This window comes from Methanobrevibacter sp. (genome assembly GCF_017940815.1).
GTDB lineage: Archaea > Methanobacteriota > Methanobacteria > Methanobacteriales > Methanobacteriaceae > Methanocatella.
Genome location: NZ_JAGAXX010000028.1, coordinates 16316 through 33497, shown reverse-complemented (window position 1 = coordinate 33497; position 17182 = coordinate 16316). Strand labels below are relative to the sequence as shown.

Here is a 17182-nt window from a genome sequence, read left to right as displayed (position 1 = left end):
AATTTAGGGAAAATTTGATTTCCCTATTTAACTTTCACTTTTCCTTTCACATAGTTTGTGTAGTAACGAGCAGAGTATTTGTACTTTTTGCCCTTCTTAAGTTTCTTGGTAACGCTCTTCTTGATAGTCACTTTAGCGACACCTTTGGAATTGGTCTTAGCGGAGTATTTTTTACCTTTGAACTTGAAGACAATCTTTTTGCCTTTGATGGCTTTTCCGTTGGACCATTTGAGTGTAGCTTTAAGCACAAGTTTTTTGCCTTTTTTGACTTTAACAGTCTTTTTGACTAATTTAAGAGTTTGTTTAACCACAAGTTTATTGGAAACTTTGTAGGTCTTATATTCAGGTGAAACTGTGTATGTCTTAGGGTTCAAGTTGATCAAGAGTCTTGCGTAACCATCCTTGTCTGTCTTACATACGTAGTGGATAGTGTTTACGTAGATATCAATGATCTCGCCTTCACCTACAGGTTTACCGTCGTCACCGATGACTTTTACAGTATACCATGTTCCGTCACGGAAGTCCATTGTAATATCCTTGTTTTCAATCAGACGTTTTACAATGGTTGCATTTCTTTTTGTAACCTCACCAGTCACCTTGTTGATTAATGTGACTCCATATTTTCCAACATCAAGTTTAGTGTTTAAATATGCAATACCTTTTGCATCTGTTACCACATCATATGTTTTACCATTTATGACGAATGAAACTTCCTTGTTGACAAGCACGTGTCCGTCTCCGTCAAGGAATACTGCATAGTAGTCGTATGGACTGTTCCAACCTCTGGTCATGTCAGAAGCCCTGATTGAAGTGGACATTGTGATTGTATTTGTTGCGTTAATGACCTTGCCTTTCGGATCTGTGTAACTTGACTCGATTGTGTATTTTCCTAACGGTAATTCGAATGTCACATTAGCGTTACCGTATTCGTCAGTTACTGCAGTGTAGGTTTGGCCATTGACTTTAAATACAATTGTTTCGCCAGCAATTGGGTTGTTGTCAGTGTCAGCTAGTCTTGCTGTGAATGTGGTTTCATTATAGTATGCGACAACGTCGTTAGTGAGTATTACCGCATCCTTGATTCCCACTTCAAATGTTGTGGAGTTTTCACTTGGCAAGTACTTGTCGTCACCGTTGTATGTGACTTCAACTGTCTTGTCTCCAGCAGTTAATCCTGGAACGTTTACAGTGATTTTTCCACTTGTTACACCAACTGTGTCTTGATACTCGTCACCAATCTTAATGGTTACGTTTCCTGTTGCACCATCTGTTACTGTAATTTCCAATACAGCAGTTTCGCCAGCATAGATATTGTCAACTTTAACTGTCACTTCTGAAGCGAGCTTTTTGAGACCGTATGTTGTGCTGTTTGTGCTGTTGAAGTATTGGTCATCACCGAGATAGGTCACTTTAACTGTGTGAGTTGTGTTTCCAACACCAGTTATTGCAAGGGATCCTTTACCATTGACTGTTTGTACTGTGTAGTTTGTTCCGTCAACATTTACAATGACAATTCCTGTTGCGTTTTCAGGGATTTCCACACTGATTGTTACTGGGCTTCCTACGTTGGTTGCTTCAACATCCACGTTCACGTATGATTCACGTTTGGATACTGTGAATTGTGCGGAAGTGAAGTTAGCACCGTACTTGGTGTCTCCAAGGTAGTTAACTGCAACTGTCTTGTTTCCGGCAGTCAAGTCGGAAATTGTGAATGTTGCATTGCCGTTCACAATAGCTGCTGTGTATGGTTTACCGTCAATTGAAATTGTTATGTTTCCTGTTGCATCGCTTGGCACGCTTACAATGATTGTTTCAACATCTCCAACCTTGATGTTGGTTACGTTGACGCTTATTGGAGTTTCTTTAGGTTTGATTTCAATGCTTGCGTTAACTGTAGCATTGTTGTACCTGTCATCTCCAGGGTAGCTTACGGTCACATTGTATTTGCCGGATGGAACATCATCCATGTTCACAATAGCGGTTCCGTTCACAATAGTTGCGTTGTATGTCTTATCACCGAGTTTGACTGTCACATTACCTGTTGCATTGTCAGGAACAATAACCATTACGGTTCCATTACCGTTGTCAATTACCCTCATGTTTGTATCGAGTTTGGATACTTTGAAGTTGACATCCATGGTTGTTTCATTGAAGTTGTCGTCACCGTAGAACCTTACGGTAGCGGTCTTATCACCAGCAGTGAGTTTGTCCATTTCAATTAAGGATTTTACTGATCCGTCATAAGTTACGCCATCGACAGTGATTGAAACGTTTCCTTTGAAGTTTGGATCAACATTTACGATGAATGTTGAGTTTTCATCTACTGTAATGTTTTTACCTTCAACGGTTGCAGTCAATTCAGCTTTTGTCACATTGAAGCTTGTAGTATTTGTTGAGGAGTTGTATGTGTTGTCTCCTAAGTATGTTACATTCACAGTGTATGTTCCAACGTTAAGGTTTGGAATTGTGAATTTAGCTTCGCCGTTAGTAATCACTTCAGTGTAGTTCTTGTTGTTGACAGTTATTGTCACGTATCCTGTTTGTTGGACTGGAACTTTAACTGTGATTTCGGATTCGTTACCGTATACGATGTTTTCAGCAGTCACATTGACTTTGGATGCCACTTTAACAATGTTGAATGTTTTTGTTGTAGTGTTTCCATAGTACTTGTCGTTTTCAGTGACTGTTGCGGTCACGATGTATTCTCCTGCATCAAGAGCGGTAGTGTTAATAATCACTTTACCGTCAGCATCAATAGTGCATGATTTACCGTTGATAGCAACTGTAACTGTAGTGTTGCTTGTCACAATGATTGTGAAGTCATCTCCAACATAGTGTGTTGGGTCAACAGCAATGTCAACAGTAGAGTTGTGCTTGATTACAGTGAATGTTGTTGAATTGAATCCATTTGAGTAGAACTCGTTTTCATCTGCTTTTGCAACAATAGTGTATGTTCCAGCTACGGAAGTGTCAGCAGTGAACTTGTTGTCCACGAGAGTTACTGGTTTGCCGTTTACAGTCACGTTCAATGGAGCTGTAGTGTTGGTATTGAGTGTTACAATCAATTCATCGTCAACCACAACAACGCTTTCTACATCGATTGTGATAAATGTAATGTTCTTGTCGGTAACTTCAAATGCATTTCCGGTCTTGTTGGTTGCATTGTACTTGTAATCTCCTAGGAAGTAAGCAGATACATTATCGTACTTGCCGAGAGGCATTGTTACATTCAATGTAGCCACACCGTCAACGATTGGTACAGTGTAGTTAACACCATTTACTTCGATTTTAACAGTTCCAGTGGTTACGTTGCCCATTGTCACTGTGAAAGTAGTGTTTTGACCTACAGGACCGATTGTTGGAGCTGCAACAACTGAGATGATTTCAGCATTGTATTTTACAATGTTGAATGTTGCAGTTGAGGAGTTACCATAATACTTGTCGCTTTCAGTCACAACAGCATTTACAATGTATTCGCCAGCAGGTAAAGTTGCTGTATCAATGTCAACCTTACCGTCAGCACCAACAGTGTAGACTTTACCGTTAATTGTTACATTAACAGTGGTATTGCTGGTTACAGTGATTGTGAAAGTGTCGTTCACATAATGCACTGGATCCACAGCAATGTCAACAGTAGAGTTGTGCTTGATTACAGTGTATGTTGTTGAGTTGACTGCACCATAGTAGAATTCACTTTCCTCTGTTTTTGCTGTGATTGTGTATGTTCCGGCAGCACTTGTGTCTGCTACAAATTGTCCTGTGCTGTTTAAGGTTACTTGTTTGCCGTTTACAGTCACGTTCAATGGAGCAGTAGTGTTTGTGGTTACTGTTACAATCACTTCATCATCAACCACAACAACGCTTTCAACATCAATTGTGATTACGGTAGTGTATTTACCGGTTACATTGAAGGTGTTTCCAGCTTTGCTGGTTGCATTGTACTTGTTATCACCTAAGAAGTATGCAGTTACAGGGAAGTTGTCACCAATGACTGTTGCTGTAACATTGAGTTTAGCTACACCTGAGGTTATTGGGACTGTGTAATTGTGTCCGTATACTTCTACCAGCACTGTTCCGTCAGTCACATTGCCCATTGTTACGGTAATTGTAATGTTTTGACCGATTTCAGTGGTAGGGGTTGCAACAACTGATTCGATTGTAGCATTGTACTTGACAATGTTGAATGTTGCAGTTGAAGTGTTTCCATAATACTTATCGTTTTCTGCAATAGTTGCGATTACAATGTATTCTCCTGCGTCTAATGCGGTTGTGTCAATGTCAACTGTACCGTCAGCTTTGACTGCATAGGTCTTACCGTTGATAGTTACGGTTACATTTGTATTGTTGCTGATTGTGATTGTGAAGTCATCTTCAACGTAATGCACTGAATCAACAGTGATGTTGACTGTTGAATTATTTTTGATTACAGTGAATGTTGTTGAATTGAATCCGTTTGAGTAGAACTCGTTTTCATCAGCTCTGGCAACAATGTTGTAATTTCCGGCAACACTGGTGTCTGCTACAAATTGTCCAGTGCTGTTTAAGGTTACTTGTTTGCCGTTTACAGTCACGTTCAATGGAGCAGTAGTGTTTGTGGTAATTGTAACGATAACTTCATCGTCAACCACAACAACGCTTTCAACATCAATAGTTATTATTGTAACGTTCTTGTCGGTTACTTCAAATGTGTTTCCTGCTTTGCTGGTTGCATTGTACTTGTAATCACCTAGGAAGTATGCAGTTACAGGATAGTCTTTGCCCACAGGCAAGGTTACATTCAACACAGCAATCTTGTTATTGATTGTTGCTGTGTAGTTTACGCCGTTTACTTCAATTGTGATTGTTCCGCTTGTCACATTAGCCATAGTCACAGTTATTGTAGTGTTTTGGCCTACAGCAACAACAGGGGTTGCAACCACAGATGCGATTTCAGCATTGTATTTCACTATAGTGAATGTTGCATTTGAAGAGTTTCCATAGTATTTATCATTTTCAGCCACGACAGCATTGATTACATAATCACCAGCTGCTAAAGCTGCAGTGTCAATGTTAACTTTACCGTCAGCACCAACAGTGTATGATTTACCGTTAATGGTTACATTAACAGTGGTATTGCTGGTTACAATAATTGTGAAAGTGTCGTTCACATAATGCACTGGGTCAACAGCAATGTCAACAGTAGAGTTGTACTTGATTACAGTGAATGTTGTTGAATTGAATCCACTTGTGTAGAACTCATTTTCATCAGCTCTGGCAACAATAGTGTATGTTCCAGCAGCGGAAGTGTCAGCAGTGAACTTATTGTCCACTAAAGTTACTGGCTTACCGTTAACAGTCACATTCAATGGAGCTGTAGTGTTTGTATTTAATGTTACAATCACTTCATCGTCAACCACAACAACGCTTTCAACATCAATTGTGATTACAGTAATGTTCTTGTCGGTAACTTCAAATGCGTTTCCAGTCTTGTTTGTTGCATTGTACTTGTAGTCTCCAAGGAAGTATGCAGTTACGTTAGCGTATTTGCCGATTGGCAAGCTTATGTTCAAGGTAGCTACACCTGAGACTATTGGAGCGGTGTAATTTGTACCGTTCACTTCAATAGTGATCATTCCATCAGTCACATTACCCATTGTTACTGTTAAGGTAGTGTTTTGACCGTGAGGAGCAATTGAAGGACTTGCAACGACTGAGATAATTTCAGCATTGTATTTTACAACATTGAATTTTGCAGTTGAACTGTTACCATAATATTTATCATTTTCAGCGATTGTTGCTGTTACAATGTATTCTCCAGCAGCCAATTTGGTTGTATCAATGTTAACTGTTCCATCAGCTTTGACATCGTAGACATTACCGTTGATTGTTACGACAACAGCAGTGTTGTTGGTTACGTTGATTGTGAATACGTCTTCAACAAAGTGCACTGGGTCAACAGTCACATTGACAGTTGAGTTGTGCTTGATTACGTTGAATGTTGTGGAGTTGAATCCACCGTAGTATAAATCACCTTCATCGGTTCTTGCTGTTATAGTGTATGTTCCTGCAACGCTTGTGTCTGCAATGAATTGACCTGTGCTGTTCACTGTTACTGGGTTTCCGTTCACTTCAACGATCAATGGAGCAGTAGTGTTTGTTGTGATGTTGACTATTAACAAGTCATCAACTTCAACTACGCTAGTAACATTGATTATAATAACAGTTGGGTATTTACCGGTTACGTTGAATGTGTTTCCAGCCTTGCTGGTAGCGTTGTATTTGTCGTCTCCAAGGAAGTATGCAGTCACACCGAAGTCGTTACCGATTTTAGTAGCGGTTACATTAATAGTAGCGACACTGTTTACAATCGGTACAGTGTAGTTGTTACCGTATAATTCCATTAAAACATTTCCGGAAGTCACATTGCCCATTGTTACAGTAACTGTGAGGTTTTGTCCGACTTCAACAGTAGGAGTAACAACCACAGAGTCGATTGTAGCATTGTATTTGATAATGTCGAATGTGGCTTCAGTGCTGTTACCATAGTATTTATCATTTTCAGCGATTACTGCACTTACAATGTAGTCTCCAGCTGCCAATTTGGTAGTGTCGATGACCACTTTACCGTCAGCGCCAACAGCATAAGGTCTACCGTTGATTGTTACGGTAACATTGGTGTTGTTGCCAATGATTATTGTGAATGCATCTCCAACGTAATGCACTGGATCGACAGTTATGTTTACAGTTGAGTTGTGCTTGATTACTGTGTACATTGTGGAATTGTAACCTGAAGAGTAATATGCGTTTTCAGGAGATGTTACCACAAGCATGTAAGTTCCAACAGCACTTGTGTCTGCAACAACTGAATTATCAACGACAGTCACTGGTTTTCCATTGATTGTTACATTCAATGGGGCAGTTGTGTTGGTTGTGAAGTTGATTACCAATCTGCCGTCGACTTCAATCACATTGATTGAGCTGATGTTGATTACAGTAACGTTTTTGTCAGTCACTTCGAATGTTCCACCGGTCTTGTTGGTTGCGTTGAAGTAATTGTCACCTAGGAAGTATGCGTTTACTGCATAATCTTTGCCTACAGGCAAGGTCACATTCAATTTGGCAACCTTATTCACGATTGGGGCAGTGTAGTTGACTCCATTCACTTCAATTGTAATGGTTCCGCTTGTCACATTGCCCATGGTCACAGTGATTGTGTTTTCAGTACCTACAGGAACAACCCTTGCAAATTCGATTGAATCGATTACAGCATTGTTCTTGTACACTTCAAAGCTTGTTTCATTATAGTTCATTTTGAAATAGTCGTTTCCAGGGTATATTACAGTAGCTGAATATTTACCTGGAGCAAGGCCAGTGATATTCAATGTAGCAGTTCCGTTTATGATTTCAACTACCCTGTTACCGTTGATCAATATTCTTACGGTTCCGTTTGCGTTTGTGGTTACAACCGCAGTTGCGTTTTGACCATATAATATATTATTAACTGTAATGTTGATTAGGGTCTCACGCAAGTTCACAATGAAGTATGTAGTATTTGTTGCATTGTTGTGGAACTCGTCACCTACATATGCTGCAGTTACCTTGTAGGTTCCTGCGGAGAGGTTGGTCAATGTTAATGTACCTGTTCCGTTTATGATTTCAACATTGTACGGTTTGCCGTCAACAGTCAATGAGATGTTTCCTTGGTATGGGAAGTTGTTGTCAGGTGGCAATAATTCTACCTTGATTGTTACGTTTTCCCCTTCATTGATTTTAGTAATGTTGAACTCAATATTGTTAGATGCCTTAACGACTAATGTACCAGTGAGGATTGTGTTGTTTGTCAATCCTACATCCTCTGAGGAAATAATATATTTTCCTTGTTCCTCAGCCACATATGTTCCATAGTTTGCCCTGCCAGTGTATGTTGAAGGTATAGTTGCACCGGTTGTAAGATCATGGAAGTAGAATGACTCGACTACAACGATGTCGTTGTTCTTAGTGTCATCCACGATTGTTGCATTCAAGGTTACAACATCACCTTTAGTCACATTTACAGTTTTATTTCCTAAAACGACAGTGTAGGTTTGGGTCTTGATTACACCTGCATTGATGATTACATCATCGAAATCGTTTTTCTCAAGGTATAATGTACCTCCGTTCAAGACTGCGTATCCATCAGCCGGGTTGTCGTTGATTGTGTTTTTAATCACATGAACTGTAGTGTCCTCATTGATAACAATTGCATTGTTTCCTGTCAATGTGGAGTTTGCAATAGTTGAGTTTCCTCCATCAAAGAGTATTGCTGATGCGACATCATTCAATGACTTGAAGTTGGTCAATGTAGCATTGTTTATTGTAATGTTACCGTTTGCATAAATCGCTCCTGCTGAAGCATAGCTTGCAGTGGACTGATCAATTTTAATGTCTTCCAAGGTAGCTTCCATATCGGTAAGGTAGATTGCTCCTCCTTCATCGTGAGCGGTACTCTTATTGATGGATATGTCATGGATTGTATCATTGCTTGATGAAGTCCAGTAGATTGTTCCTCCAACCTTGTTTGCACTGTTGTCGTTGAATGTCAATCCGTATAACTCTGAATCGTCAGTGTTGTTAACATAGATTGCACCACCGCTCAATGCAGCAGCGTTCTTGTCGAATTTCAAGTCGTTCAATTCCATGTTGTCGGAATCGGTAATGTATAATGCACCACCGTCACCGTATTCAATTCCTTCTGGGTTGAAGTATCCGGTAGCCCTGTTTGATGTGAATGTTGCATTTGTCAAAGCGTTTCCTGAAAGGCCATTGATGTAAACTGCTCCACCTTCCTCGAACGCTACGTTGGATTTGAATGTTGCATTATATATTGTACCGTTTCCGGAATCCCAGTATACTGCACCACCTTTAAATGCCTGGTTTTCGGTGAATGTCACATTGTATATGTTATCATCAGTCACATTTACCCAGTAGACTGCACCACCTTTTCCGCCAGCAGTGTTTTTGGAGAATGTCACATTATAGATGTCACTTTCAACACCTTTCCATCCGATTGCACCAGCATCTTGGGTAGCGGAGTTTTCTGTGAATGTTGAGTCTCTTAATGTTCCGTTTTTACCTTGCCAGTGGATTGCACCGTCATTGTTAGCGGAGTTGGCTGTGAAGTCCGAAGTCTCTATCACTGCACTGTTACATTCATCAATGTAGATTGCTCCTGCATGGTCAGCTGTGTTGTCTGTGAAGTTGGACATGCCAACGTAGACTTGGTCCACGGTGTGGAAGAGTATTGCTCCACCTTTACCTTTCTTGTCATCAGCTCTGTTTGAGATGAATGTTGAGTTGTATACGTGTCCGTTTGAAGCGCCTGAACCTACATAGATTGCACCACCGTCAACAGCTTGGTTTCCTACAAATATTGAATCGTTCACATGTCCGTTTGAAGCGTTCCAGTCGATAGCTCCACCACGAGTCTTTGCAACGTTGTATGTGAAGTTGGATCCTTTCACATATCCATCGTTGGTACTTGCTCCTACAAACACAGCACCACCATAGTCAGCAGTGTTCTGCTCGAAATTGGAGTCTGTAATTTTACCTGATGAAGCGTTCCAGTCAACAGCACCACCGTTGTATGTTGCAGTGTTGCTTATGAATGTTGAATTGGTTATTTCACTCACTTCAGCGTTGTGTCCTGCAAATACAGCACCACCGTAGTCTGCTTTGTTGGTTGTGAAGTTTGAATTGATTATGTGTGTGTTTGATGCGTAGATATCAATAGCTCCACCACGGTTTCCTGCCTTGTTGCTTTCAAATTGAGCATCTGTAATGTAAGCGGTAGCTCCGTGAGTTCCTACGAACAATGCTCCACCGTTTTCACCAGCAGTGTTGTTGTAGAAGTAGGAATGTGTAATGTTTCCACCAGTTGCATTCCAGTCAATAGCACCACCGTTGATTTCAGCGTAGTTTGAAATGTATCTGTTGTTGTATCCGTAACCACCGGTTGCGTTAGCACCTCTGAATGTTGCACCACCGTATTTTGCGGAGTTGAATGTGAAGTTTGAACCGATTAATTTACCAATAGTTGAGTTCCAGTCAATAGCTCCACCGTTTTCTCCAGCATGGTTGTAGTTGAATGTGGAGTTGATGATTGTACCGTTTCCTGAAGAACCACCAATGAATACAGCACCACCGTTGTTTACAGCTTCATTGTAGTTGAACTCTGATGTCAATATGTGTCCGTTGGATGCAGCCCAGTCAACAGCACCACCGTTTAAGTCAGCTTTGTTTCTTTCGAATTTTGCATCGGTAATGTATGTGGTTGCACCTTCTGCACCTACGTATACTGCACCACCGTTTCCAGCAGTGTTTTCTGTGAATTGTGAATTGGTTATGTTTCCACCAGCGGCATTCCAGTCGATTGCACCACCGTTCTCTTCAGCATGGTTGTAATTGAATGTTGAGTTAATTACACTTCCACTGTCAGCTGAACCTCCGACGTATACAGCACCACCATTGTTAGCATTGTTGTACTCGAATGTTGATCTTAATATGTGTCCGTTGGATGCAGCCCAGTCAACAGCACCACCGTTTTCACCGGCTGTGTTGTTGTCAAATAATGCATCGGTAATGTAAGCGGTTGCACCGACAGCACCAACATAAACACCACCACCGTTTCTACCAGCAATGTTGTCGTGGAACTCGGAGTCGGTAATGTTACCACCAGCACCGTTCCAGTAGATAGCACCACCGTCTAACTCAGCCTTGTTGGAAATATAAACGTTGTCGTATCCGAATCCACCGGTTGAGTTTGCACCTCTGTAGGTTGCACCACCTAATTGAGCAGAGTTGTTGAAGAATGTTGAACCTGACAATCTACCAATTGTAGAGTTCCAGTCAATAGCTCCACCTTTTTCTTTTGCAGTGTTGTGATTGAAAGTTGAGTTGATTACACTTCCACCTTCTGCTGAACCACCGATGAATACTGCACCACCGTTTACAGCGTCGTTGTACTCAAAAGTGGATCTTAATATGTGTCCGTTGGATGCAGCCCAGTCAACAGCACCACCGTTGCCTCCTGCATCGTTGTTAACAAATAATGCATCGGTAATGTATGCGGTTGCTCCGACAGCACCTACATATACTGCACCACCGTTTCTGCCTGCAGTGTTGTTGTGGAACTCGGAGTAGGTAATGTTACCACCGGCACCGTTCCAGTAGATTGCACCACCGTCCAATTCAGCATGGTTTGAAATATAATCGTTGTCGTATCCAAATCCACCGGTTGAGTTTGCACCCCTATAGGTTGCACCACCTAATTGAGCAGAGTTGTTGAAGAATGTTGAACCTGTTAATCTACCGATTGTTGCGTTCCAGCAAACAGCACCACCTTTTTCATCTGCTGAGTTGTGGTTGAATGTTGAGTTGATTACGCTTCCCTCTTCAGCCAAACCACCTACGAATACTGCACCACCGTTTTTAGCGTGGTTGTACTCGAATGTGGATTCTAAAACATTACCGTTGGATGCAGCCCAGTCGATTGCACCACCGTTTTCGGTTGCGTTGTTTCCGATGAAAAGACAATATCCTACGGAGTTGTGTTCACCTGCACCTCCAACATATAATGCTCCACCGTATTCTGCAGTGTTGTTGTAGAACTCTGAGTGTTCCATTATTACAGAGGATGCGTTTGCGTCAATTGCCCCACCATGAGTCAATGCGGTGTTGTTTGTAAATACAGAGTTTGTGATGTTGATGTCACCAGCAACCTGACCTACAAATACTGCACCACCTTTATATGCCTTGTTGTTTACGAATTCGGAGTTGTCGATTGTACCCTCTTTTGAATACCATTCGATAGCTCCACCGTGACCAGGTTCTCCGGTAACCTCATTTGCCTCGAAGTATGAGTTTTTCACTACACAGTTTCCACTGCCTTCACCTACGTAGATTGCTCCACCGCTGTATCCTGCAGTGTTGTTGATGAAGTCGTAATTGTTGATTGTGATACTTTCGGATTTCATCCAAGCGATTGCACCACCGACCTCACCAGCAGTGTTGTTGATGAACACGTTGTTGTTACCATATCCTCCATCAGCGTTGACTTCACGGCATAATGCTCCACCGTAACTGCCAGCAGCATTGTTTATAAATTCGGAATCGTTGAGAACACCTCTTGTTGCGTTCCAGTCGATAGCTCCACCGTCTTCGCCTGCTGTGTTGTCCTCGAATGTACAGTTGAGCACTTGTGAATCCGCAGCTGTTGGTGCGAAGTAGATTGCACCACCGTCATGGGTTGCAGTGTTGTTTGTAAATTCAGTGTGTCTGACAGTACCGTTGCTTCCAGCCCAGTAGATTGCACCACCGTCGGTTGCGTTAGCACCGTTTATTATCTTGAGATCATTTAATACCACATTAGCGCCGTTAACGGCAAAGATTCTGCAGTATCCTAATGCGTTGATTGTCCATCCATGACCGTTGATTATTAACGGAGCGTTAATTTCAATGTCATATACGTTGAAATCCAAAGGATTTGTTTCATTACCTGGAGTGAAAGTGTAACTTCTAGTTAAATCTAATTCAGCGAAATGGTTGGCGATTGCGTCATTAATTAAACCTTGTAAGATTTCAAAGTCCCCTCTTGGGTCAGTTACGTTATAGGATACATTGAACTGTTTCATTAAGTAAGTCTGTTCTGAGAATTGTACAATAACATCATAGTGACCAACCTCTGAACTTGGAAGGTTCAAAGTGATTGTTCCAGGATTGTCATCGAAGTTGTCCAATACGTATTGGGTCTTGTAGGAACCGGTCTGGTTGGTGTATGTGATGTCAAATACAACTTTACCACCTTTTGACTTGTTTGCGTCAACAGGTACAGTTACAGTGATAACTGCAGTAAGACCTGATACGACAGCTGACACGTTCATGTAGTAGTCGATGTTGTTGTTCTCAAATAGTGAGGAGTAGATTACGTTTCTGCTTCCTACGTTCCAGTTGATTCTTTCGGTTGATTCCTCATAGATACCAGTGTGTTTGAATAAGTCATAGTCAACATAAGGGATTGAGTCAACCATTACATATGCTCCACCACCGTTGTGTGAAGCGATGTTGTCAATGAATGTACCATTGTATATTTGAGTAACCCTTCCGTCAGTAATATATACTCCAGCACCATCGTAAGCCTCGTTTTCTGTGAATGTTGAGTCACGAATGAAAATACTGTTGTCCGCACCGGAACCGGTGTCATATACTGCACCACCTTTTCCTCCGGCAACGTTCTTGTCGAATTTACAGTCCCTGATTGTTTGACTGGTTGAATCCAATATGATTGCTCCAGCGTTTGAGCCTGCCTTGTTGTTTGTGAAGTCACATGAGTAGATGCTTCCGCCTTCACTGTTGAACCATACAGCACCTGCCTGATTTGTAGCTGTGTTGTTTACGAACACTGAATTGTGAATGTTTGTGTTCTTGGTTCCGTAGATGTCAACAGCACCTGCGCTGTTAGCACTGTTTGCTATGAATTCGTTCTTGTCAATGTTTACATTAGCTCCACCGTTCCAGTAGATTGCACCACCATACCAAGCGGAGTTGTTTTTGAATTTGTCATTTGTAATGTCCACGTTTGAAGCTGCACCAGACAATGCTCCACCATTGCTGTAAGCAGTGTTGTTTTCAAATAATACATTATTTATTACAGTATGTGCACCTGCAGTGCCTGTTCCTACACCAATGTATAATGCACCACAGTCACCTTCTTTAGCATCATTGTTTGTGAAGTTGACATCATGAATGTTCAATGAGTCACCACTCCAGTACATTGCACCGTATGAACCTGCAGTGTTATTGTCAAATGGAATGTTGTTGATTACAAGACCTGTTGTCCATGGGAGGTATAATGCACCAGCGGATAAAACACCTTTGTTGTTTGTGAAGTCACAGTCAGTGATTTGCCAATTTTTGTACACGTTTCCTAAGTTCTCATAGTTTACACTGAAAAGTGTTGTTGAAATAGCACCACCTGATCTTGCAGCAGTGTTGTTGTCAAAAGTACATTTTGTAAATGTTACATCAGCATCACCAACAGCATGGTAAGCATAGAATGCTCCACCAAACCTTCCAGCATAGTTGTTTATAAAGTCACAGTTGTCCACATTTACATCATAACAGTAATCCACCATGACCGCACCGTTGGAACTTGCATGGTTCAAGTCAAAAGTACATTGGCTAATTGTTACATCATTAGCCCAGTTAAGACCTATTGCACTACCACCATAACGAGCGTCAGGGGAAGTACAGTTGTTGTCATGGAAAGTACATTTAATAACATTAACATCCTTATAAGAGTCATCCATGAGTGATGAGAACAAGTGAATTGCACCCCCTGATGAAGCGAAGTTATCATCAAAGTGAGAGTTAGTGATGTCTATATGTTCACCATCACTTTCAAAGTAAACACAACCACCATATCCTGATGCATGGTTACCGTTGAATTGACAGTTGTCTAAAGTGAAATCATTTGAGTTTTGACCAAGGGCGATTGCACCACCATTGATTGCAACATTTCTATTGAAATAGGAATCAGTTACTTGAACATTGTTCTCATTATAGATTCCCATGATTGCTCCACCTTCATTCATTGCTTGATTGTCATTGAATGTACAATCATCAATTACAGTATTGTGAACAGCATAAGCTAAAAATAAACCTGCACCGTTATCAGCTTTGTTTCCATTGAATTTGTTATTATAGAAAGTAGTTCCATTTGCATTCCAATATATAGCTCCACCATTTGAAGATCCTACATTATTATTAAAATTACAATTGGTAATCCTGGATGATTCGCTTGCTACATATGGAGCATATAATGCTCCACCATACATTGCACTATTTCCATTAAATGTACAATCATCTAAGTTAAGAGTGGAAACTGAACTAATCCTAAGGGCTCCACCTCTACCTTCACTATCTTCAGCGGTACTTGTTGCCTGGTTGTTAGTAAAAGTACATCCAGTAACATATAATGGATTATTAGCTGCTTGAACATGAATAGCTCCACCATCACTGTATCCGGTATTGTTTTCAAAATCTGTATCAATAATTCTGACTGTATTTGCAACTAAGTAGAGTGCTGCTTGAGAGCTAGCGGCATTATTATAAACTTTACAGTCATTCATTGTAAATGAATTAGTATAATATGATGAACTTGAATCAAAAGCGGACCCTCTTGATGCTACATTTCCATCAAAAGTACATCGTGTAAATGTATATGAACCAGTATAATCCTCATGTATTGCTCCACCATTACCGGTTGCAGAGTTGCCAATGAAAGTACAATCTGTGAAAGAAAAAGTACCTCCATAATCAGAATACAATACTCCACCATTACCATTACGCCTGTTGTTAATAAATTGACAGTTAGTAAATGTCATGGTACATGTACCTGTACAGTATATTGCTCCACCATCATTCTGACCAGTACCAGCATTAGCAATTATCAAATTATTAAATATAATCTGCCTATTTCCAGTAATGTAGAAAATAGCTCCACGACCATTTGCATCAATGCGATGCCCATTACCGTTAATTTGTAAATTTTTGTTTATTGTTACCCTTTGATAATCTGCAGTGTTAGTACCCACAACATAATCTTGAGTTAATGTTTTAGTGTTACCATTTCCATTAATTAAAGTTTGTAAATCCTTAAGTGTAGCACCTAAAACTTCCTGATCTGCAGGAACACCTAACACATCATCATCTTTTGAACTTGCAGCCAAAACAGAACCCTTATCATTTTCCGTTTCAGCTATCGTTTCTTCTTCAATTACAGAATCCTCTTCTTCTATCGAAGATTCATCTTTCACTGTCGTAACGCCGACAGTATCGTTTGTCTTGGTATCAACTGTTGGACTATCATCCGCAACGCTTACAACGTCACTGGTTTGATTGTCGTCAGCAGCTGACACACCTCCAATCATTGCCACGAATATTATGGCAATTATTAGTAAAATTTCAGTTTTTATTCGCATATAAATCGCCAAATCGATTTTTATTAAGTTATAAACTTTACTCATTTTTCCATTACTTATGGAATTATTTAGAGCATTTTTATTTATTTTTATGAAAGTATATAAATATTGTTAGTAATGTAAATATTTTATTCAAAATTTTTTCAAAAATGTGTACAGTTTAATAGAAAAATAAGGCGATTTTAAAGAAAAAAAATAGAATATGTCAAATTTTAGAATAAGAAAATTAAAAAAATGTTCAATTTTATCTTAATTATCAATAAAGTTGTTAACTAAATTAATAATATTCCGACAACTGCCCCAACTATTGTCGCTATTAGGTTAACATGTTCATTTGTGATGATATGACGGTTTTCAAAGAGTGCCCCAAGGATACTGTCGGCAAAGCAACCCACTGTACCTGACACCACTGAAACGATTATTGCAGACAATGGATTTTCAACAATCCCCAAAAGATATGCGGCAATACCAATAATGGCTGCCCCAAGCATTCCCACTCCAGTTCCCAACGGTGAAACAGCACCGTTTGTACCCGGATCGACTTTCTGCAGGGTTGTGATGAGTCTTGGATGTGGATCCAGCACTCCAATCTCGGAAGCGAGTGTGTCAGTCATTGCTGTTGCAATCGCACCGATGAATCCTCCGACGAACGGCAGGTAATACCCTCCAAATGCTGCCATGAAACATGCGACAACACCGTTTGAGATAACGTTTTTGGATGTTCTTCTTCCCTCAAACTCACCAAGAGACATCTTGTACTTCTTGGAGTATTTTGTAGCAAGAAGAGACAATACGAGAAACAGTATAATCAGCAATAGCCAGTGCGGACCGGCTGAGAATATTATGACGACACCCATGACAATCATGACCGCTGAGCCGAAAAAGTCGAGTGATTTTCTCCTGTAGGTTATGAAACCTAGAATAAATAAGATTATTACATAAGCCCAGTTTATCATCAGTGCCTTCATCTAAATCACTACAACTCCTTATATATATTATACTTTGGTCAAGATGATATAAAAAGATTTACTTAAACGAAATATCGAACAGAATTTTCATGCAATATCCTTGAAAAAGTGAACGATAATTATTACAGTTGTACATAAAGTGTGTCAAATAATATTGTGAAAAATAAAGCAAAATTTAATTAATGTGATAAAAATACTAAAATGAGGCACTGCATCTAC

The 17182-nt window shown here is 40.3% G+C and carries 2 protein-coding genes; both read right to left on the bottom strand.

What is annotated here, in order from left to right; genetic code table 11:
- Positions 1-23: 23 nt before the first annotated feature.
- Positions 24-15995 (bottom strand): Ig-like domain repeat protein, encoded by a 15972-nt coding sequence (locus tag ILA26_RS03905; RefSeq protein ID WP_292894263.1) that lies wholly within the window; start codon positions 15993-15995, stop codon positions 24-26.
- 272 nt (positions 15996-16267) lie between these two features.
- The gene (locus ILA26_RS03900) at positions 16268-16963 is read right to left on the bottom strand and encodes a TIGR00297 family protein (RefSeq protein WP_292894261.1); all 696 of its coding nucleotides are present in this window, start codon (positions 16961-16963) and stop codon (positions 16268-16270) included.
- Positions 16964-17182 lie beyond the last annotated feature (219 nt).